The 20,845-nt window shown below is 35.7% G+C and carries 17 protein-coding genes; 7 read left to right on the top strand and 10 right to left on the bottom strand.

What is annotated here, in order from left to right:
* Positions 1-2: 2 nt before the first annotated feature.
* From AsAng_RS23690 to AsAng_RS23670, 5 genes are all read right to left on the bottom strand, one after another.
* Entirely contained in the window at positions 3-434 is a 432-nt protein-coding gene (locus AsAng_RS23690; protein ID WP_264789584.1) for a PaaI family thioesterase, read from the bottom strand.
* Positions 435-437: 3 nt separating this feature from the next.
* Positions 438-917, bottom strand: coding sequence for a thioredoxin-dependent thiol peroxidase (bcp, locus tag AsAng_RS23685; RefSeq protein WP_264789583.1), 480 nt, complete (start codon positions 915-917; stop codon positions 438-440).
* Between the two features lie 25 nt (positions 918-942).
* A complete protein-coding gene (locus tag AsAng_RS23680; RefSeq protein WP_264789582.1) occupies positions 943-1,269 on the bottom strand; it encodes a 2Fe-2S iron-sulfur cluster-binding protein in 327 nt (108 codons plus the stop codon).
* Positions 1,270-1,362: 93 nt separating this feature from the next.
* Positions 1,363-1,842 (bottom strand): TrmH family RNA methyltransferase, encoded by a 480-nt coding sequence (locus AsAng_RS23675; protein ID WP_264789581.1) that lies wholly within the window; start codon positions 1,840-1,842, stop codon positions 1,363-1,365.
* Between the two features lie 68 nt (positions 1,843-1,910).
* Complete coding sequence (locus AsAng_RS23670; RefSeq protein ID WP_264789580.1) at positions 1,911-3,320, bottom strand: hypothetical protein; 1,410 nt, start codon at positions 3,318-3,320, stop codon at positions 1,911-1,913.
* A gap of 129 nt (positions 3,321-3,449) precedes the next feature.
* Here AsAng_RS23670 and AsAng_RS23665 point away from each other — a divergent pair, with 129 nt between their 5' ends.
* A complete protein-coding gene (locus tag AsAng_RS23665) occupies positions 3,450-5,744 on the top strand; it encodes a DUF7619 domain-containing protein (protein ID WP_264789579.1) in 2,295 nt (764 codons plus the stop codon).
* An 87-nt stretch (positions 5,745-5,831) separates the two neighbouring features.
* On the top strand, positions 5,832-7,400 hold the full coding sequence (locus AsAng_RS23660) for a T9SS type A sorting domain-containing protein (protein WP_264789578.1): 1,569 nt from the start codon (positions 5,832-5,834) through the stop codon (positions 7,398-7,400).
* A gap of 280 nt (positions 7,401-7,680) precedes the next feature.
* Here the strand turns inward: AsAng_RS23660 and AsAng_RS23655 are convergent, their stop codons facing one another.
* Entirely contained in the window at positions 7,681-8,166 is a 486-nt protein-coding gene (locus AsAng_RS23655) for a hypothetical protein (RefSeq protein WP_264789577.1), read from the bottom strand.
* A gap of 102 nt (positions 8,167-8,268) precedes the next feature.
* Here AsAng_RS23655 and meaB point away from each other — a divergent pair, with 102 nt between their 5' ends.
* Positions 8,269-9,351, top strand: a complete 1,083-nt coding sequence (meaB, locus tag AsAng_RS23650) for a methylmalonyl Co-A mutase-associated GTPase MeaB (RefSeq protein WP_264789576.1) — start codon at positions 8,269-8,271, stop codon at positions 9,349-9,351.
* 10 nt (positions 9,352-9,361) lie between these two features.
* Here the strand turns inward: meaB and AsAng_RS23645 are convergent, their stop codons facing one another.
* The 3 genes from AsAng_RS23645 to AsAng_RS23635 form a co-directional block, all read right to left on the bottom strand.
* A complete protein-coding gene (locus AsAng_RS23645; RefSeq protein WP_264789575.1) occupies positions 9,362-10,108 on the bottom strand; it encodes a JAB-like toxin 1 domain-containing protein in 747 nt (248 codons plus the stop codon).
* Between the two features lie 490 nt (positions 10,109-10,598).
* Entirely contained in the window at positions 10,599-11,531 is a 933-nt protein-coding gene (locus tag AsAng_RS23640; RefSeq protein ID WP_264789574.1) for a diacylglycerol/lipid kinase family protein, read from the bottom strand.
* 144 nt (positions 11,532-11,675) lie between these two features.
* Positions 11,676-12,530 (bottom strand): SDR family oxidoreductase, encoded by an 855-nt coding sequence (locus AsAng_RS23635; RefSeq protein ID WP_264789573.1) that lies wholly within the window; start codon positions 12,528-12,530, stop codon positions 11,676-11,678.
* A 495-nt stretch (positions 12,531-13,025) separates the two neighbouring features.
* On the opposite strand from AsAng_RS23635, the gene AsAng_RS23630 reads away from it, so the two are divergent.
* A complete protein-coding gene (locus AsAng_RS23630; protein ID WP_264789572.1) occupies positions 13,026-13,937 on the top strand; it encodes an aldose 1-epimerase in 912 nt (303 codons plus the stop codon).
* A gap of 71 nt (positions 13,938-14,008) precedes the next feature.
* Here AsAng_RS23630 and mqnC read toward each other — a convergent pair whose 3' ends face one another.
* Positions 14,009-15,151: a cyclic dehypoxanthinyl futalosine synthase gene (gene mqnC / locus AsAng_RS23625; RefSeq protein ID WP_264789571.1), complete on the bottom strand. Its 1,143-nt coding sequence runs from the start codon at positions 15,149-15,151 to the stop codon at positions 14,009-14,011.
* A 493-nt stretch (positions 15,152-15,644) separates the two neighbouring features.
* On the opposite strand from mqnC, the gene AsAng_RS23620 reads away from it, so the two are divergent.
* The 3 genes from AsAng_RS23620 (at position 15,645) to AsAng_RS23610 (ending at position 20,830) form a co-directional block, all read left to right on the top strand.
* The gene (locus tag AsAng_RS23620; protein WP_264789570.1) at positions 15,645-16,793 is read left to right on the top strand and encodes a THUMP domain-containing class I SAM-dependent RNA methyltransferase; all 1,149 of its coding nucleotides are present in this window, start codon (positions 15,645-15,647) and stop codon (positions 16,791-16,793) included.
* Between the two features lie 532 nt (positions 16,794-17,325).
* Positions 17,326-18,879 (top strand): DUF547 domain-containing protein, encoded by a 1,554-nt coding sequence (locus AsAng_RS23615; protein ID WP_264789569.1) that lies wholly within the window; start codon positions 17,326-17,328, stop codon positions 18,877-18,879.
* A 412-nt stretch (positions 18,880-19,291) separates the two neighbouring features.
* Positions 19,292-20,830 carry a DUF547 domain-containing protein gene (locus AsAng_RS23610; protein WP_264789568.1) on the top strand — a complete coding sequence of 513 codons (1,539 nt, stop codon included), beginning with the start codon at positions 19,292-19,294 and terminating at the stop codon, positions 20,828-20,830.
* Positions 20,831-20,845 lie beyond the last annotated feature (15 nt).

The following is a 20,845-nucleotide window of genomic DNA, read 5'->3' as shown; positions in this document are numbered from 1 at the left end:
TCTTACAGCACTCGCATAAAGTTAGAAACGCCTTGAGCAATTACTTTACCTGCTGCATTTTTAAGGTTGCAACTCACGTTGGCTGTTCGTTTACCAATACGAGTTATTTTAGGAATACCCGTTATTACATCGCCTACTTTGGCTGCCCTCAAAAAGTCAATATTCATAGTCATAGACACATAAGCGGTATCTTCGGCACTTTTTAAAAATAACTGGAAACCCAAAATTTCATCAATAATAGCGGCTATCGCCCCTCCATGAATTGCTCCCATTGGGTTTAGCATATTCTCTCGTACTTCAAATTCTATTTCTATGTCGCCTTCATCATTAACCTCAGTTACTCTTCCATTGAGCCAACCTCCAAGTCCTGGCAAATGTTCGCCCATTTTTTGCCCCTTATTAGCCTGAAGCTGTTTAATATAATCTACCTTCATGCTTTACAGTTTCCCTAATTTTTCTAATGCTGTTGTAATTTGTTCCGTATGAGCATCATTTTTAGGACGTTTAAAGACCTTTACAATTGTTCCTTCTGTATCAATAACAAAGGTAGTTCGTAGAACACCCATTTTTATATTGCCATACATGTTTTTTTCTCCCCAAGTACCATAAGCTTCTAAGATCGATTTCTCTGTATCAGCCAATAAAGGGAAGGGCAAATCATACTTGCTGATGAATTTTTGGTGAGAAACAGCAGTATCAGGACTAACCCCTACCACCGCATAATCTTTGTTTAACCAGTATTCGTAATTATCTCGCAAATTACAAGCTTCCTTTGTACAACCTGGTGTATTATCTTTGGGATAAAAATATAAGATTAAATTTTTGCCCTTAAAGTCGGAAAGTTGTACCGTCTTTCCATCTTGGTCAAGACCTTCAAAATGGGGAGCTTTATCACCTTCTTTTAGTGTTACAGCCATTGTTTTTAATTTTTATTAGATAAATTTATTCACTAACAGGAGCCAAACGAACGACTAACCCCTCTAAATCATTGTTTAGTTTAATTTGACAGCCCAAGCGGCTATTATCTTCCACGAAAAAGGCTTGATCCAGCATATCTTCTTCATCATCTGAAGCGATAGGCAAATCATGGTCGCTTTCGACATACATATGGCAACTGGCACAAAGCGCCATTCCTCCACAAGTCCCTTCTACTGGCAATTCTACCGCCTTACAAAACTCCATCATATTCATATTCATATCTGTGGGAGCTTCTAATTCGTGTACTTTGTTTTCACGGTCAATAACCGTTACTTTTATCATATCATCCATTGGTTTGCATTTTGTTTCAATAACAAGATTTTGATATAATTGTTTTCTTTAAAAGTCTTCTTTTCTAAAAAGAATTGAGATTCATTTTATACGTTATATCACTAGTGATTTTAAGGCTTGGTGCAGCACAATACCAAAGGTAACGGCTACATTTAAACAAGGGGTATGCCCCAGAGCAGGAATATAAATACTTTGATCGATCAATGGGATAATATCTGAGGGCAAGCCCGCTTTTTCACTACCAAAGATCAACAAATCATCGTTTTCAAATTGAAAAGTATTTAGATGTTGTGCCTTTTCGTCTACCAAGGTTGCAATTTTGCGTCCAGCATACGTTTCTAAAAACTCTTGGATGGCCTCTATTTTTACAATTTCGATATGGTCAATTGCGCCAGCTGTCCATACTTTAGCCATGTGTGCCATATCTGCACGTGCCTTTTTGCTGTGAGTAGGAGGTAGCATTAGGTTATTATGATCATAGATATAAACTTTATCTAATCCATAAAACTCTGCACTTCGAATCATAGAAGAAAGATTCGGGCGATATTCTGGCGCAAAAAGCAATACATTCATTGGTGTTCCAATCGTTTTTTTATAAAAATGGCAATACCTAAATTTTAGACAAAAGTAAGCATTTTTGCTTAAATTTTAGACAATTGCTTTGATAGCCACTCACGTTCTGTTAAAGGTTGTATAGAATGGATTGCTTCAGACAATTGTTGATACGCTTTTTTGTTATTGGGAGGCAATTCTAGTAGTTTTCTAGTTAGACGAATGATGTTAAGGTAGTTTTCTCTGTGATAGCCCATGATTTCTTTTCGTTGCAGATAGATGATGAAACTATGAAAAAATGCATCAAGAGCGTTATAACTCTGAGTTTCATAATAGATTTTCATCAACATGGTTTTGGCATCCAAGTTTAAGAATAAATCATCGTATTCTACTTGTATTAATCGCTGCATAGCCGCATCATATTCTCCCTTGGAGAAGTACAATTTAGACGTAGTATAATGCTGGTAATTTTCTCGATAGGCAACTTCAAGGTATTTGGCATAAGTAGGAATGTAAGTTGCCGTCCAATCGTATTCTTTTAGGCGTAATCCTACTGCAACAATATTTTTGTACGTAAAGCGGCTTAGCATGCCATTATCTAGCAGTATTTCATTTTTTAGCCCTTGTTTATACAATTGAAAGACCTGTTGAATGAAGTGCTGTGATTCATTGGAATTAATTCGTTTGATACAGTAATTAATGGCGAGGGTATATAAGTTGCGTTTTTCTTTTAGGGGCAATAAGGTCTCCTGCTTCAACAAATTTTGCTTCAACAATTCAAAATGACGCATATTCTGAGGCTGTGTTAAGGCTAGGTAAGCCCAATGATAAAGTTGAATAGCTGGAATATCTTGATAATGCCCTTGCTGAATTAAGCGCAATATTTCTTTTAAAAAAGGGATGGTATACTCTGTATTATACAAATTTTGATGACTAATAGCAATACACGCATACCTAAGATTCTCCAGAATAAAAGCAATGGATAAATGATCAAAGATGACTTGCAAATTTGTCATTTGCATTCGGTTATGACTAGCGGTCTGCTCAAATTCCTCTTGTTCCAGTTGATAGAATTGATAATAATACGAGTGCGTTTTTTCTTTTTGGGTCAAGAGTTTCTTTTTGCCTTTGGATAACTGCTTCTGGGCAAGCTGTGGTTGTTGGCGACTATTTAAGAATTCAGAAAGTTGTTTATGTTGGTTGCTAATGTCTTTTTTTGACATCAAAAAATGGACAAATTCTTCCATTATTTTTGTTGTTTTAGACATCAACCTTCTCAAAGTTAAATCATCGTATAGGCGGTCTGGAAATAGCTGCTTAAAAATACGTTCCTTGCTAAGGGACAATTTAGAATGTTTTCGCCTAGAACTTATATAAAATAGAAGTTTAGTGACTTGCTCATCGCTGTTGTGCAATGGAGATTTTACCCACTTGTGGAGCGCTTCTAATTCAGTGCGATTAAAGCACTGGTAAATGGCAATTAATTTTGACTTGTACATTTGATAAAGTTACTATAAAAATACGACTATTTTAATTTTTTGTATTCGCAATCTTAGTACAAGTGATTTATCTTTGAAAATAAGATGTCGGTCCCCTCATTTATTGAGATAATATTATAAACCAAAAATATGAAATTAAAAACGATGATTTGTATGTATAGTCGATGGGGTATGGTTTTATTAATGTATTTAATTATTCATTCTATAAATGCCCAAACTACAGCTATTCCTGATCCCGCCTTTGAACAAAAATTAATCAGCTTAGGCATTGATAGCGATGGTCTTGTTAATGGTCAAATGTTAACGATGGATGCTGCTTCAATTAATTCCTTAGATGTAGACAATAGCAATATCAATAGCTTGGAAGGGATTGAAGCGTTTGTTAATTTAAGTACATTATCCTGTGTTAGAAACAATTTAACGAGCTTGGACTTAACAGAAAATGTAAGCCTTGTTTCTTTGTATGTAGAACATAATAACCTCTATGAGTTAATTGTTCCTAGCACTAGTTTAAGTACCATCAATTGCAGCTTTAACAAGTTATTGCGCCTTGATTTATCGAATGCCACTAATGTTGGTACTTTAACATCTGTTGCCAATCTCCGTTGGTTAAGAATTTGTATTTCTAATTTAACAGCAACCTCTACCCAATATTGGTTGTATAGCCCAGCTACTATTATTACAGAAGACTGCTTGCCTAAAGCCGTAAAAGGGCAAGTATTTGTCGATGATAATACGAATTGTATATTGGATGCTACCGAAAAAGGGCTAGAAGGACAAATTGTAGAATTTGATAAAGGTGGTCAGAAATTTTATTTTAATACAGTAGATACATTTGGAAATTATGAAGCTAATTTAGATACAGGAACTTATACCGTTACGTTTTATGCTAGTTCCAATTATTGGCAACCTTGCCAACTTCCTCAAACAATTACGGTAGATACCAATTATGTGATACAAACCCTTAATTGGGGATTGAGGGCTACTGTTGCTTGTCCACTAATGGAAGTAGATCTTGCAGCACCATTCTTACGAAAAAACAATGGAGGTTCTTTTTATCAAGTTGATTATTGCAATAAAGGAACCGTTCAAGCCAATAGTGCTTATGTTGAAGTAGCGGTAGATCCTGATCTTCATGTTTTAAGTACAAGCTTACCAATTGCTAGCCAAAGCGGCAACCTATACACCTTTAACGTGGGGGATGTTCCTCCAGGAAGATGTGGTGATATTACCATACAAGTGTTGGTAGATTCCAATGCTGTGTTTGGTCAAACCCATTGCACCGAGGCGCATATTTATCCAGATAGTATTTGTACCAATAATTGGCAAGGAGCAGACTTAAGTGTTGTTGCACAGTGTAATAATGATTCTATTAGATTTACCATTACCAATAATGGCATTGGAATGACAGCGCTTTCTACTTATTATGTATTTGAAGATAATATTATGATGCGACAAGAACCCTTTCAGCTGGGGGCAGGAGCTAGTATTGATGTTGTTCAAGAAGTATTAGAGGGAAGTACCTACCGTATCAATGTTGACCAAGAAAGCGGCTACCCAAGCATATTGGGCGATCCTTTTGTAACAGCGGTTCAAGAGGGCTGTGCTCCTTTTCCAAATGGTTCTTTTAATACAGGGTTTGTGACACAATTTTCGAATGGGAATAGCTCGCCATTTATTGCGGTTGATTGTCAGGAAAATATTGGCTCTTATGATCCCAATGATAAATCAGCACAGCCAACAGGATATGATGCTACACATCATTATATAGAAGACAATACCATACTGGATTACAAAATTAGGTTTCAAAATACAGGAACAGATACCGCTTTTGGGGTCATTGTCTTGGATACCTTATCGGCACATTTTAATATTGGAAGTTTGGTAATGGGGGCAAGCAGTCATCCTTATACTTGGAAAATTGAAGATGGAAATGTCTTAAAAGTATCTTTTATCGGTATCATGCTGCCTGATAGTAATGTAAATGAACCTGCTTCTCATGGCTTTTTTAGATACAGAATAGAACAGCAACCAAATAACCCCGTTGGAACAGTCATTAATAATTCAGCAGCCATCTATTTTGATTATAACTTACCAATTATCACCAATACCACTTGGCATACGGTAGGAGAAAGTTTTGTAGAGTTGAGTGTGGTAGTTGATAAAATATTTGATGAACAAGTTGATGTATTGGTTTATCCGAATCCTTTTAAAGACCAAACAACTTTAGAAATAAAAGGAAAGGCTTATCAACAGGTAGAATTGCTGATTTATGATGTAACAGGGAAACTTATTAGGCAGCAACAAGAAAGCAATCAGAGTAAATTAATAATGCCTAGAGGGGAGTTACAACAGGGTGTTTATTTCTACCAGTTAAAAGGTGACCATCAACTTATCAATACGGGTAAAATTATAGCACAATAACTTGTATTAGTAATACTCTGTGATTTGATAGAGTAATGGCTAGGTTTTTTGAAAAATTATTTCCGAACAAAATTTTGAATTAAAATAATGAAAAAACAGCACATAAATAGAACAGTACTTAACAACAAAAAGTTACTAAATATCTTCTTGCTTTGCCTGACAACGTTATGCCTGAATGGGCAACCCAGTATTGTTTGGGAGAAATCGCTAGGAGGAACAGGGATGGATAGAGGGTTTAGCATTCAGCAACTTAGTGATGGGAATTACATCGCCGTTGGCGTTACTTCTTCTTCGGATGGAGATGTGACAACCAATCATGGCGATTATGATGCCTGGATACTTAAGTTAAACAGCACAGGGGGGATTATCTGGGAAAAATCACTAGGGGGAACCTTTGCGGATAATGCAAGACATGTCCAAGAAACGAGCGATGGTGGATATATTGTTGTTGGAACCTTTGGTTCATTAGTCTCTGGAAATCATGGAGGAGATGACTATTGGGTGATAAAATTAGATAATTCAGGGACTATTCTCTGGGACAAAAAATTAGGAGGATCTTCTTGGGAACGTGGGCAGTATATCCAAGAAACGAGTGATGGTGGATATATTGTATCTGGGACTTCTGAATCAACAGATGGAGATGTAACAGGAAATCATGGCGATAAAGATTATTGGGTGGTCAAACTAAACAGCGTAGGAAACATTGTTTGGGAACAGTCGTTAGGTGGCTCAAATGCAGAGATGTTGGGCTCTTGTCAAGAAACCAATGATGGCGGGTATATAGTTGCAGGAAGTTCTTTTTCGTTAGATGGTGATATCACAACACATTATGGCGAAAATGATATTTGGTTGGTAAAGTTGAATAGCCAAGGAGGGATTGTTTGGGAAAAAACATTAGGTGGAACAGGCTGGGAAACAACTGCCATTGTAGAAGTAATGAGTGATGGTGGTTATACTGTAGTGGGGGCTTCTTCTTCCAACAATGTAGATTTAACGCACAACAATGGTTTTAGTGATTTTTGGACGGTACGACTGGATAGTATAGGGACAATTACTTGGCAGGTTTCTTTGGGGAGTACAGGGGAAGATTATCCTCAATCCATTCAAGAAACGAGCGATGGCGGTTGTATTATAACAGGAGCTGTTGGGGCAATTAATGGAGATGTTATTGGAAATGGTACAGGAGGTGGTTATTGCTGGCTGATTAAGTTGACGAGTACAGGAACATTGGATTGGCAAAAATCATTAGGGGGAACTTCTAGTGAAATGGGAGCCTATGTTCAAGAAATTAATAATGGCGATTATATCCTGATTGGTTCTTCTTCTTCTACAGATGGAGATGTGACAACCAATAATGGAAATTATGATTATTGGGTTGTTAAGCTTTCTTCGGTACTTGGACTGTCTGAGGTTGATGAATCGGTATCCATTGACTTGTTTCCAAACCCTGCTTTGGATCTGGTAACGCTAAAGAAAGATGTTAAATTAACCAACGCTCATTATGTCGTTTATAATACGATGGGGCAAGCAATTTTATCAGGTGATCTTACAGAGGAATACACTAAAATAGATACTAGGGATTTATTGAGTGGTTTATACCATGTTGAAATTAAAACGCTGTCTACTACTCAAACGATACCTTTTGTAAAACAGTAAAAATTAGTTCTAGAGAGCTCTTTATAACAACTGAATCTGTAAAATTCAAGCGTTGAATTATGAATAGGAAATTATTTACAATGCTCCCATTACCATACTAGTCAAATTCAATTAGCTGAAAAATCAGCTTCAAATAGGTGTTTGTAGCTATCAATGAAAATGAAAAGTTTATAAGCACAAAAAAGGTGACGGTTTTTTATCAGTTAGAACAGCGTTTTTGATAGAAGGGGAATCTCGTATTGGCGAGATTCCTTCCTTTTTTGGACGAATAAAGTTTCATTTATATTCTATGTGCTTCAATACTCACTTCTGGTTCATCGTGGCAAATCCCTCCATTACAACGCACAATATCCAGATCAAAGGTTAGGTATTCTCCATCTGAAGATAAATCTCCATGTCCGATTATTTCATAAGTAACATTGCTATTGTAATGGCATAAGTTGAGGGGAATATCAATGTGCCCAGCTCCATAAACAGACCCAATTAGGGTGCAGTTGGTGCCGTATATTCCATTGTTTCCATATCCCGTAACAGCAATTTCTAAGTCACTACCGTTACTTTCTCTAATTTCAATATCATATTGAAAGGATTCATGCGTATTGGTCTGGGGATTGTAAAAGGTCTCTTCTGCATGATAAGAACCCAAAAAAGGATAGCGTTCATCAATATGGTCATGGTGGTGGTCGTGGTGAAAATGACAACTAAAAAGTGTTAGCGTAAAGCTTAGGAATAGTATTTTCGAGAGTAGATTTGTTATCTTTACCATAGTAGAATAGGTTTAAATCAAATGAAGTGTACGAATATATTGAGTTGTATAAAACAAAAAGCGTACTCAAAAATGTTAAGTCCATTTTTTTAACAGCTTAAGATGGAAGATAAAGAGCAAAAAAAAGACAGTGCCTTGCATATTTCAAAGGGGAAGAGCATGGATTCTAATATCAACAAAAATTTTAAACGTAAGAAGCGGAAAAAGCGCAGCTTACAAGATTTTGTAGAGGGGATACAAGCGGGAAATCTTGTGGTTTTGAGTCAAGCGATTACCTTGATAGAAAGCAAGCAAGCCAAGCACCAAGAATTGGCACAACAAATTATTGAAAAATGCTTGCCAGAGAGTGGTCGCTCCCTTCGAATTGGTCTAACAGGAACCCCAGGAGTAGGCAAGAGTACTTTTATCGATAGTTTTGGACAGGTGCTTCTAAAAGAAGATCGGCGTTTGGCTGTATTGGCGATAGATCCAAGCAGCCAAGTAACAAAAGGAAGTATCTTAGGAGACAAGACTCGTATGGAAACGCTATCGGTACATCCCAATGTTTTTATTCGCCCTTCTGCTGCTGGCGAATCCTTGGGGGGCGTAGCACGAAAAACTAGAGAGAGTATCATCTTGTGTGAAGCAGCAGGATTTGATACTATTATTGTTGAAACGGTAGGGGTGGGGCAATCTGAGGTGGCTGTTCATTCAATGGTTGATTTTTTTCTTTTGCTGCTGTTGCCTAATTCTGGTGATGAATTACAGGGAATCAAACGGGGGGTTATGGAAATGGCGGATTTGATTGCGATTAATAAGGCGGATGGTGAAAATATTCCTGCTGCAAAATTAGCAAAAAAACAATGTCGAAACGGGCTACATCTTTTTCCGCCTAAGCCAAGTAACTGGATTGCAACAGCCGAAATTTGCTCGGCTTTAGAGCAGCAGGGGTTAACCAAAGTTTGGCAGCATATTTTGAGCTATCAAAACCAAACGAGCATCAATGGATATTTTCAGCAGCACCGACAAGAGCAAGCGCAGTATTGGCTGGAAGAAAGCATAGGGGAACAGCTCAAAAATTTATTCTTCAAGCATCCGAAGATCAAAGATAAATTTGATGAAACCAAAGATCGTGTGGTAGCAGGAACCCTGTCCCCCTTTAAAGCTGGTGAATTGTTAATGCAATTATTTCTTAATGGTTTGTGATTTAGGTGTTTTACATCCAGTCTTCTCCGTTTCGTTTACTCCATTCTTCAGGACTTCCATAGTCAACATAAATTCCATCTGTTCGAATTTTGAACTCCAATTGTTGTATGCCCTTTTTTAGAATATTATCTCTAAAATCTAAATCTGAATTAGAGGGAAAGGCATATTTCCCAAATGCTTCTACAGACGTTCTTGGATGGTTATGATAATGTATTAAGGAATCTATTTTTAAGGGGCAATTAATCAGATGATGTACCTTAAGAGACCCGAAATACTCTACATCATTTCTAAAGGTAGTGTAGACATAAGTTCGATTCTGTTCTTCGATACTAAATGACAAAAGAGACCATTCAATTGAGGTATGGTCTGCCAAAAACTCAAATACTCGCTTTGCGGTATTAAATTGCTGTTTGAAATTTAATTTTAGTCCTTTAAATATTTCTTTGCCCGATTTACCTGATTTTCTTTTTAACAAAATCATTTCTGACAAAACCCCTTTGTCAATTATTAGGTGAGGGTTGAGGAGCTTTCCATCTTTGGGACGGTAAATTAATTTTCCTTTTTTACCCGCTATAAAAATAAGCCGATCAAAGGTATCTTTGGTTTGTTGTGCCAATTTTATTTTTCCATTTTCATTGACTTTATAATCATCTAGAACACCATAAACATGGCTAGAGTTAAGGGGGGTAATTCCCTGTGCTAATTGAGCTTGAGACAATACTAAGGCTATTAGTACTAGAGTAAGAATAGTTTTCATGACATGTATATTAAAAGTAATAATTAATAATTTTGCAATGCACATGGCGTTGAGCAAAAAAAAAAGAGTAAGGATGTTGCAATAATTTGATAATGAGGGGATCATCAAATTTTGTAATAACCTTAGTTAATTAGTACTTTTAAAATGAGGGCGGTTGCACAAAAAAAAGAAGATGAAATTTTCTTTGAAAATTTGTGAAACTATGATTGGTAAACAGGTTGGATAGAAGAAAAGTTCTATCAAAATACATATTCTGATAGAGAGGGATATTTTATCGACAAACGGATAAAAAAAGAGGAAAAAGATCAGGTTATTAAAAGAGGAAAAAAACAGAAAAAACGTAAGCAATAAGCTAAGTACACTTAAAGTAATTAGCTAATAATTTTTAAGCGATCTTCTTTTTCAAATTTTCGCCTTGATAGCGCTGCTATCAGGCTCTAATTTTCATCGAATCTCATCTAAAAATAAAAGAAAGTTATTTTACAGTGTACTAAGGAATGGTAATATTGATAGCAGAAGCCAACATATGAAACTCAATAGGGCTTTGACCCAACCATTCTCCATCTACCTCTACAAAAGCAGGCGTTTCTTTAGGGGCTTCTATTCGAATGTGTTTGGCTTGCGCCATAAAAGCTTCTTTATGTCGAGTAATAGACCCCGTATAAAATTTTGGAGCTTTAAAGATGACTTCCCAAGCTTTGACATCTTTAAATAGAGTAAATGCAAATAGACCATCCTTGGGGTTAGCATGGGGAACTAGATTGGTGCCACCTCCATTGTAGCGACATTGCCCAATGGTAATATTAAAAAAGTTATGGGTTATTTCTTCTCCATCAAAAATAAATTTGATTGGGGTTGGTTTGTACTGACTAATGCAACGAGCGATCAAGTATAGGTAATATAATTGACTGCTGCCGTATTTGGGGCGATTTTGACTCGCTTTGGTTACAAAAGCATCATAGGCCAAACCTGCCACATTAATAAAGTACCGAGATTTTTGTTGGTGTTCTTTTGTATAATAGTATACTTTGCCTACATCGTGTTTTTGCGTTTTGTTATTTTTTAAAATGCGTATAGCAGCTTTGTAGTTCGTGGGGATTTTGTGCGTCTTGACCCAATCATTTCCTGTGCCCATTGGAATAACTCCAAATGTAATTTCTGCTGTGGGAACTTGGGTTTGGTTAAAAATGCCATTTATTACTTCATTAATAGTTCCATCTCCACCTATAGCAGCAATATGCCTATAGCCCTTTGATATAGCATAAGTCGCTAAATGGGTTGAATGTCGAGGATAACCACTCACTCCAAAATCATAAGTAATTCCAGCTCTTTCTAGCAAAAACTGGATCTTATGCCAATGTTTGGTGCCCCGACTATTGCCAGCGACTGGGTTTACAATGAAGTACCATTTATGTGTATTCATGGGTTTTTAATGAGGATAAAAAATTTACTATAAAATAAAGGAGTTGCACACAAATTGGGTTATCCTACTAGGATAAAATTACGGTTTGTAAATAAAGGACTTATCACAGCATTTTGTAAGGTTTTTGTCAAAGCCATACAAAATTTATTGAGCAGATAATTTATCTTTATCAGGGACTGCTAGTTTTGTAGGACGCCCCTTAAAATCATCCATGGTATTGTGTACGCCAAATATTTTGCCCGCAATAAAATCAAACATACGTTGAGGTAAAAGGCCTTTCAGAATTGGTACTGATTTAACCATAAACGGTTCTTGAAGGATAATCTCATTGTTTTTGACGGCTTTCATAATCTTGTCAACAATATAATCTGGTGTTAACATTGGTGTCATAAAAGGTGATTTGGCACCATCAAACATACCCGTACTAATATAACTTGGCATTACTGTGGTTACATTAACCCCCGTTTCGCCTCGCTCCATTTCTAAGCGAACGGATTCTGACCAACCAATAACAGCCCATTTGCTAGCTGCGTAAACAGACATATTGGGGTTGGCAATTAAACCAGAAGCAGATGCAATATTAATAACATGCCCTTCACACTGATCGATCATTTCGGGTAAAAACTCTCTAGTAATATGCATTAATGCAGCAGTATTGATATTAATGGTTTTGCTAATCTCTCTATGGCTGTGCTCAACAAATGATTTCCCTACAACAATCCCTGCATTATTAAATAATATATCTATTGTTGTATAGGTCTCTTTGACCTTTTTGGAAGCACGTTCAATATCTTCTAAATTGGCGACATCAACTACGTCCGTATCAACGGCATAACCTAAGTTGGCAAATTGCGACTTAGTTTTTAATAAATTAACTTCGTTGATGTCCCATAAAATAACTTTATAGGCTCGTTGTTCTAAGCAACGTTTTGCAATAAGTTTTCCAATTCCTGATGCTCCACCTGTAATTAGTACGCATCTGTTTTTTATTTGTGTCATGATGATGGTTGATTTTTGTGATCTTATAAATATAAGACTTTTTGAACAAAAAATATTTGAGCACTACTTCTTTTCTGATAATGAGTGACGTTTCTATGATAGTTTTCTTATTTTCATTGGTGTATTAATGAAATATTTTATAAGAATGGGGTAACTTGTATCTCATGATAGGGTAATAAACTTCTCTACCCAATGATTTTTGTAAAAATTAAAATTGGGGCAGCTTTTATCTATTTTTAGATCGCTTTGCTCTTAGATAGGGCTAGAAAAAGCCCATTCTGTTAAATTTTAAAAACCATCGTGTAGCGTACTAATAAACTTAAGGAATCCACTATCGTGGTTTAAGGTTTAAAGTATTAGTACAATTTAAGGAATCCACTATCGTGGTTTAAGATTTAAAGTATTAGTACAATTTAAACAATCCACTATCGTGGTTCACTCACTTGAAGGTCTACTAGACCTTCATTTTTTACGGAGTAAAAAAAACGTTCGTTCATGAATAAGATAGCATTTTCTAAGGATAACAATCCACTTTTAAATACTTGTACACTTTCTAATAGCAAAGGAACAAAGGCAGTTATATACCCTATGTTAGGAGCTTCTTTGCAGCAACTTTATATGGATGGAACTCCCATTATTAATAATATAATAGCATCTGAAGGTGTACCTAAACTGTTAAATAGTTCTTGTTCTGCCATTCTTTTTCCTTTTGCTAACCGAATAAATAAGGGGCAATACAGCTATGCTAACCAATTTTATCAATTAGATTGTAATGAAGTAGCAAGAGGGCATGCTATACATGGGTTGGTGTATAAGCAAGAATTTTCATTGGTTGGGTCAACCAGCACGGAAGATGAGGCTTCCGTTTCCTTTTCTTATCAACAAGATGGAAGCGCAGCGGGTTTTCCTTTTCCTTTTAATATTACACTTACTTATACCTTGAAAAAAGATAGCCTTGCGCTAGCCGTCAAAGTGGAGAATAGAGGAACCGCTAGTTTTCCATTTAGTTTGGGCTGGCATCCTTATTTTTATAGTTCAGACCTAGAGCAAAGTGAGCTTTATATGGAGAGTGAAGAACGAATTGATGCCAATGAACAAATGATCCCTCAGCAGATTATTAAGGAGCACTTTCCGAACCCACTGGTTTTAAGGAAACAGGAGTTTGATACTGGTTTTGTGCTAAAAAACACAACAATTGGATATAAAACACCTGATTATCAAATGAATCTAAGAATAGGAGGGCATCAAGATCAGCAATTTGTGCAATTATATATTCCTGCTCATCGAAAAAGTATAGCGATAGAGCCAATGACTGCCGCAGCAGATTGTTATAATAACAATTGGGGAGTCAAAACATTAAAACCGAATGCAATTTATCAGACAACTTGGTTTATTGAGAAGCGCTAAAAAATAATTGAAGATTTGAAACAATAACCATTGATCGTTTCAAATCTTCAATCCATTATTTTATTCAACAATTAATCAACGATCATCGTCTTATTGTCTAACTGTTGTTGAATGATATTGGCTGGTAATTCACGATACTCATACTGTTGATTGCGCAATTGCGGTTCAAAACCTGCTTCTTTGATGGCTTTTTGAATACCATCAGCCGTAAAGCGGAAGGCAGCACCAGCGGCAGAAACAACATTTTCTTCGATCATAATAGAGCCAAAGTCATTGGCACCTGCATGCAAACAAGCTTGGGCAACCTGTTTTCCTACTGTTAGCCAAGAGGCTTGGATGTTGACAATATTAGGCATCATGATTCTACTCATTGCTACCATACGAATGTATTCATCACCAGTATAGGTGCCTCGTTTATTCACTAGGCGTTGCAAAATAGTATCCTCGTCCATAAATGGCCAAGAAATAAAAGCTAAAAAACCTTTAGCATGGGCAGGTTTTTTGTCTTGTACTTCTCGTGTCCAAACCATGTGTTCCATGCGTTCATAATTGGTTTCTATATGTCCAAACATCATGGTTGCGCTCGTTGTTATATCCAATTGATGAGCCGCTTCCATAACATCTAACCATTCTCTCCCAGAACATTTACCTCGTGAAATTCTTCTACGGACACGATCATTTAAGATTTCTGCACCAGCTCCAGGCAAAGAATCTAGTCCAGCCTCTTTTAGTGCTTTTAGTACTTCTGTGTGTGTAGCTTGTTCCAGTTTGGCAATATGGGCAATTTCTGGTGGTCCTAAGGCATGTAACTTAAGCGTTGGATACATGGTCTTGAGCTCACGAAATAGATTACAATAAAAATCTAAACCTAAATCTGGATGATGCCCCCCCTGTAAGAGTAATTGCTCACCCCCAAATTGAAATAATTCATCAATTTTTTGGCGGTATTCAGCAATAGTCGTGGTGTAGGCTTCTTTGTGTTTTGGTCGTCTGTAAAAATTACAAAACTTGCAATTAGCAATGCAGACATTTGTGGTGTTTGAGTTGCGATCAATAATCCATGTAACTTTGTTATGAGGGACATGGTGTTGTTTAATCTTATTGCCTACATACATTAATTCTGCTGTGGTGGCATTTTCAAATAAAAATACCCCTTCTTCAGCAGTTAAATAATCTAGCTTGAGCGCGCGTTGAAGCAAATTAGCTACCTGCATAATGATCTTATTTATAGTGAAGTTGTCTAACCATTACTTCGTGGAAAAACTGTATTAGGTTGATTATTAGTGGAATACTATTTTTTATATTCGAAATTTAAAAATACTGATAATCAGCCTAATGCAAGATGCTTTTTGGTTAAAAAAGCAAAAAACATGCACCGAAGGTACCATGTCGTCGCAGCGTAGCTACCACGTAGTAGCAATGCAGTTAATCAACGAAGTATGAATAACAATACGCCATTAAAAATAACATAGTATTGTTATATTATATCTTTAGAACATAGAAAAGAATAAGTAACTTTCATTTTTTTCTGAATCTTTTGAACAAAGGTAGTTTATTAATTTTTTTTTTTCAAATTTAAACGCTTACTTAACAAGGAAAAGAGCAGCTATCGAAGAAAGTAGGAAAAAGAGTATTATTTTAAAATGCTTACTTGCTTTTTTGAGGTCTAGCCTTAAAAAGATACTTTTGCATTCAAACAATGAGATTATGATAAATGAATATATAGCTAAAACCTTTTTGGGATTAGAAGGTGTTTTAGAGCAAGAGTTGCAACAATTAGGGGCAAAACGTACCAAAAAACTATCTAGAGCAGTTGCTTTTGATGGCGATTTAGAGTTGTTGTATAAAGCAAATCTAAATCTGAGAACAGCCCTAAGAATCTTACATCCATTAGAGACCGATGTCGTTCGAAATCAAAAGCAGTTGTATGCATTTGCTCATGGGATTAATTGGTTGCGTTGGTTTACGCCTCAACAAACGTTTGCTATAACGGCCAAAGCAATCAAAGCACCTGAATTTAATAATTCAACTTTTGTTGCCTTAAAAGTTAAGGACGCTATTGTTGATCAATTTAGAAGATTGACGGGCGCAAGACCTTCTATCGATAAGAACAACCCAGATGTTCTCATTGATGTTCATTTGTTTAAAGATAAATGTACTATTTCCATAGATAGCTCTGGTGAATCGTTGCATCGTCGTGGTTATCGAAATAGCGGTCACCGTGCACCGTTGAATGAGGTTTTAGCAGCAGGGATGGTTTTGCTTTCAGGATGGGATATTAATACGCCTTTAATTGACCCCTTTTGTGGTTCGGGAACGATTTTAACAGAAGCAGCTACTTATGCTTATAATATTGCTCCTAATATTAAGCGTGAAAAATTTGGCTTTTGTGCTTGGAAAAACTTTGATGCTAAATTATGGGAACGGGTTTGGTTAGAAGCAAAAGTGGGCAAACGTGATTTTGAAGGCAAAATCATAGGCTCGGACATCTCCCCAAAGATTATTAAATATGCGAGAGAACATGTAGTGGCAGCAGGAGTAGATGATTGTATTCGCTTATCGGCAAAGTCATTTACAGAACGAACGGTTCCTAAAGGTCCTGGGACATTAATTGCCAATCCTCCTTATGGAGAACGACTTAATTTTTCGGACATTGAGGAACTTTATCAAGAGATTGGGGATAAATTAAAGTCAGATTACACGGGTTACAATGCTTGGCTGATTAGTTCTGTTAAAAATTTCAATCGTTTTATCGGATTAAGACCTTCCAAGAAAATGGTTTTATTTAATGGAGGTCTTGAGTGCCAATTGATGAAATTTGAAATGTACCAAGGCTCTAAACGAGCGGATAAATAGGCAGGTTCTAACTAGTTTCTAGTTTGGAATTGTAGGAGCAAAAGTCCTTTATATGAAAAAAGTACACTTTTTTCATATAAAGGACTTTTTATTTAAAGGGTTGATTGTTAGTGATGTGTGTTGTTGGTGCAATGTTGGTGTAACAACAAAAATGGGCTAGGTGTCGTCTAGCTGACACCCTCTTGTTTTTAGATCCTCTATATTTGTAATAACAAAAGAGAATTACAATCATTTACACAATGATTAAAAATTAAGACAAGGGTTTAGGTCTTATTGACTTGAGGGGTAACAATATTTATTGTTATTTTTCAATGTGTGTCCTTGCCTTTCGAGTTGACGGGGGTCTGACTCGGAAGGCCTTTTTTTGAATATTAATGAATTTTAAAATCATATTAGTTCGTTGAAAACGGATAGGAAGAAATATAATCTAGACTATTCGTTTTTTTATTATTGGATAGGGGGAAGGAGTTATTATTAATTACAGAATTAGCTTATGGTTATTGTACTAATAAATTTGATAAATAAGATCAAGATGAAGTGTTTTAAGTTTTTTTTCTTTATTGCCTTTTTTAGCGCTAGCAGTACGTTTGCACAAGATTTAAATTCCTTTTTTGAGGATACAGATGCTTTTTTTGTAAAATATGTCAATGATAATAAAGTACAATATCAATTAATAAAGGAAGACTCAGAAGCCTTAACAAAATTAACCAATTTTATTGCAGCAGCAGATGTTTCTACTTATACAGATGTAGAGCGAAAGGCGTTCTATATCAATAGTTATAACCTGTTGGTAATTAAGACAGTTGTTGATCACTATCCTATTGCTCAACCTTTGGAGGTAGCTGGTTTTTTTGACGGCATCAAACAAAAGGTAGCAGGCAAAAAAATCACGCTGAACAATCTTGAACAGAAGGAGTTATTACAAAAATACAAAGATGCCCGATTGCATTTTGTATTGGTTTGTGCTGCTGTAAGCTGTCCTCCTATTGCAAATTATGCTTACCAACCCAATCAATTAGAAGAGCAGTTAGAACAGCGGACTCGCAGTGCAATCAATGATAATCAATTTATTAAGGTTGATGATTTTGCAGGAAAAGTAGAACTTTCCAAAATTTTCGAGTGGTATGCGGCAGATTTTAAACCGAATGCAAAATCGTTTATTAATAAATATAGAACAGCAGCCCTGCCTACTGATGCCAAAACAAGTTATTATGTCTATAATTGGACGTTGAACGATGCTAGTGTTATGGCAAAAGAGACCGCTAGTTCAGAGACCAAATCAGAGACTGATTTTGAGCCCATTATTGCTGCGGCAACAATGCCTAAAAACACATTTGAGCTAAATACTTTTCATACCCTCTATACCTCTAATTATGGAGATAGAGATTATGGAAATAGAGGCTCTTATTTTTCCAGCCTGTTTTTATTTTCTTATGGTCTAACAGGAAGATTTGATATAGGAGTCGATTTTATTTTAAAATCGTATAGAGCAAATGATATCTTTAGTAGTTCTCCCTTTCGAGCGTTGGAATTTAGAAAAGGAGTGGATAGTGTAACAACACCTGGAGGGAGTCGATTTGCAGCAATTTCTGATTTTGGATTAACACACTTAGGACCAAGAGTACGATTTGCTCCGTTTAAAAAAATCGGCTTATCGTTTGAGCAGGCTTTTTATTTTCCAATAACAGGTATTCCTGCTGGGAATACCGTCGATCCTGCACTTTATTGGGTTACCCAAATTTATTATGACAAACAATTTAATTCTAAATTTGGATTATTTGTAGCATTAACTTTTTGGCAGCCCATTACACCAGGGCAGCAATTTAAATTTCAGGTACCATATCTAAAAGCATTCTTTAGTTGGTATGCCAGTAAACGATTTACACTATATGCTACAACAACTACTTTTACAGAGTGGGGAGCAGGTGCTAAATTTTTGATTACACCTCAATTTGAAATACAAGCTTTATATACCTATTACGTTCCTATTCCTGGCTTATCAGAAATATATACAGGAAATGGGGCTAAAAACGTAATGACATTTAATTTGGGAATCCGTTACAGAACGAGTATCGTCACTAAATAATAAATTAAGAAGAATCGGACTTGTTTCAAAAATATACTTAAGGGTTGGCAGTATAGAATTAAGTAAAACAATAGGGAGTGTGCAAGGACGGAGAACATTTAACAGTACTTTCGCTTTATTATAGCGTAAAAAACTTATCTTATAGTGTTCTTCTTAAATAAAATGTTTTACAATTAGCATAAACATCTACTATTGATGAATCGTTAGAACGTATTGAATAGAATACTTTAGAACATTCATCAGCAGATTTTTACCATTGCCCATGTTTTATAAATAACGATGCAAAAAGATTGCTTAAATTTACAAGCATTAGTTTTGCTTTGTTACTTAACTCTTTTAATGGAATTTTTATGTTTAGCCATTAACGAGGTAAATAGGTGTTTACAATCTACTGAACCTAACGCTATAAATTATGAAACGAATTAGTATATATTTGATGTTTTTCCTTGCCTTTTACTCAACAAGTATAAAAGGGCAAACTTTGAATGCTTTTTTTGAGCAGTCCAATTTATTTTTCACTACTTATGCACATCATAATAGAGTACAATATAAGGTACTACAAAATGATGGTGACTTGTTAAATACATTAACAGATCAGCTTGCAAAAATTGATTTAAAAGAGGCGACCGTTATAGAGCAAAAAGCTTTTTATATCAATGCTTATAACTTATTAGTTATAAAAAATATAGTGGTTCATTATCCTATTGCATCTCCTAATGAAATTGTTGAATTCTGGGATGAGTTAACGCATGAAATAGCAGGAGAACGCTATACTTTAGAAAGGTTAAAAGAAAAAATTTTAGCTCAGTTCTCAGATCCTTTGTTGCATTTTGTTTTGGTAGATGGGACGGTTAGTGCTGCTCCTATTGCCAATTTTGCTTATATGCCTACAAAATTGAAGGAACAGCTTGAAAATAGAACCATAGAAGCCTTAAACAGTTCTAAATTTATTGAGTATAATCAATCCTTAGAAGAAGTTGTAGTCCCAGCATTATTTAAGGCATACCCAAATAGTTTTCAGCCTTCCATACTTGGTTTTATTAATCAATATAGAGTGCAGAAAATTCCAACAGAAGCACAACTAAGATATGCTTTTTATGATGGGACAATTAATGCTTTTTATGAGAACACAGCGGCAATTGTTCAAAAGAAAAACAAAAAAAAGAAGAAAAATAAAATAGCTTATTCTCCTTTAGCACAGGTGATTACATTGCCAAAAGGATCAACGGAGTTATCTTTGTTTAATAGTATTTATACCGTAACTTATGGAGATAAAGTCTTGGGATCAAGAAACTCTTATTTCAACAGTTACTTTACCGCTTTTCATGGTATAACAGGAAAATTGGACATAGGAGCAACCTTTTTATTAAGATCATCTAGAGAAAATGATCTTTATGAGACTTCTCCATTTAAGGTTTTTGAATTTGAACGAACGCCCATACAAACTAATTATAGATCTTCAGGAACGTATTCAGATTGGGGATTATCTCACATTGGTTTTCAGGTACGTTTTGCGCCATTTAAAAATATTAATTTGTCTTTTGAGCAAGGGCTTTTATTGCCTGTTCAAAATTTGCCCAAAGAAAATACAGTAGATAATAGTTTGTATAGCATAACACAAGTTTATTACATACAGCCTTTTTCAGCGCAATTACAATTGTTTTTGGCACTGACTTATTGGCAACCTATTCGATCTGGTGAAACGTTTAAATTTCAACCACCTTTGTTGAGGGGCTTTTTAAATTATTTTGCTACTCCTAGGTTTTCGGTATTTGTTACTACCATGTACTTTTTGGAATGGGGAGCGGGCGTTAAATTTATGTTGACCCCAAAGTTTGAAATACAAGCTATGTATAGTTACTATTTGCCAATACCAGGAGCATATGATGTGTTCTCATCTGGGGCAACATCTATCATGACTTATAATATGGGGCTTCGTTATCGATTTTAGGGGCACTAATTAAAT

It is taken from the genome of Aureispira anguillae (assembly GCF_026000115.1).
Classification (GTDB): Bacteria; Bacteroidota; Bacteroidia; order Chitinophagales; family Saprospiraceae; genus Aureispira; species Aureispira anguillae.
This window is presented reverse-complemented; position numbering and strand designations above follow the sequence as displayed.

What these genes read in the sequence shown, in the direction of transcription:
- mqnC (WP_264789571.1), bottom strand. Translation starts at nt 15,151, where the DNA reads ATGCAGGTAGCTAATTTGCTTCAACGCGCGCTCAAGCTAGATTATTTA.
- AsAng_RS23670 (WP_264789580.1), bottom strand. Translation starts at nt 3,320, where the DNA reads ATGTACAAGTCAAAATTAATTGCCATTTACCAGTGCTTTAATCGCACT.
- AsAng_RS23665 (WP_264789579.1), top strand. Translation starts at nt 3,450, where the DNA reads ATGAAATTAAAAACGATGATTTGTATGTATAGTCGATGGGGTATGGTT.
- AsAng_RS23610 (WP_264789568.1), top strand. Translation starts at nt 19,292, where the DNA reads ATGAAACGAATTAGTATATATTTGATGTTTTTCCTTGCCTTTTACTCA.
- AsAng_RS23680 (WP_264789582.1), bottom strand. Translation starts at nt 1,269, where the DNA reads ATGGATGATATGATAAAAGTAACGGTTATTGACCGTGAAAACAAAGTA.
- AsAng_RS23615 (WP_264789569.1), top strand. Translation starts at nt 17,326, where the DNA reads ATGAAGTGTTTTAAGTTTTTTTTCTTTATTGCCTTTTTTAGCGCTAGC.
- AsAng_RS23630 (WP_264789572.1), top strand. Translation starts at nt 13,026, where the DNA reads ATGAATAAGATAGCATTTTCTAAGGATAACAATCCACTTTTAAATACT.
- AsAng_RS23640 (WP_264789574.1), bottom strand. Translation starts at nt 11,531, where the DNA reads ATGAATACACATAAATGGTACTTCATTGTAAACCCAGTCGCTGGCAAT.
- bcp (WP_264789583.1), bottom strand. Translation starts at nt 917, where the DNA reads ATGGCTGTAACACTAAAAGAAGGTGATAAAGCTCCCCATTTTGAAGGT.
- AsAng_RS23620 (WP_264789570.1), top strand. Translation starts at nt 15,645, where the DNA reads ATGATAAATGAATATATAGCTAAAACCTTTTTGGGATTAGAAGGTGTT.
- AsAng_RS23675 (WP_264789581.1), bottom strand. Translation starts at nt 1,842, where the DNA reads ATGAATGTATTGCTTTTTGCGCCAGAATATCGCCCGAATCTTTCTTCT.
- AsAng_RS23690 (WP_264789584.1), bottom strand. Translation starts at nt 434, where the DNA reads ATGAAGGTAGATTATATTAAACAGCTTCAGGCTAATAAGGGGCAAAAA.
- meaB (WP_264789576.1), top strand. Translation starts at nt 8,269, where the DNA reads ATGGAAGATAAAGAGCAAAAAAAAGACAGTGCCTTGCATATTTCAAAG.
- AsAng_RS23655 (WP_264789577.1), bottom strand. Translation starts at nt 8,166, where the DNA reads ATGGTAAAGATAACAAATCTACTCTCGAAAATACTATTCCTAAGCTTT.
- AsAng_RS23660 (WP_264789578.1), top strand. Translation starts at nt 5,832, where the DNA reads ATGAAAAAACAGCACATAAATAGAACAGTACTTAACAACAAAAAGTTA.
- AsAng_RS23635 (WP_264789573.1), bottom strand. Translation starts at nt 12,530, where the DNA reads ATGACACAAATAAAAAACAGATGCGTACTAATTACAGGTGGAGCATCA.
- AsAng_RS23645 (WP_264789575.1), bottom strand. Translation starts at nt 10,108, where the DNA reads ATGAAAACTATTCTTACTCTAGTACTAATAGCCTTAGTATTGTCTCAA.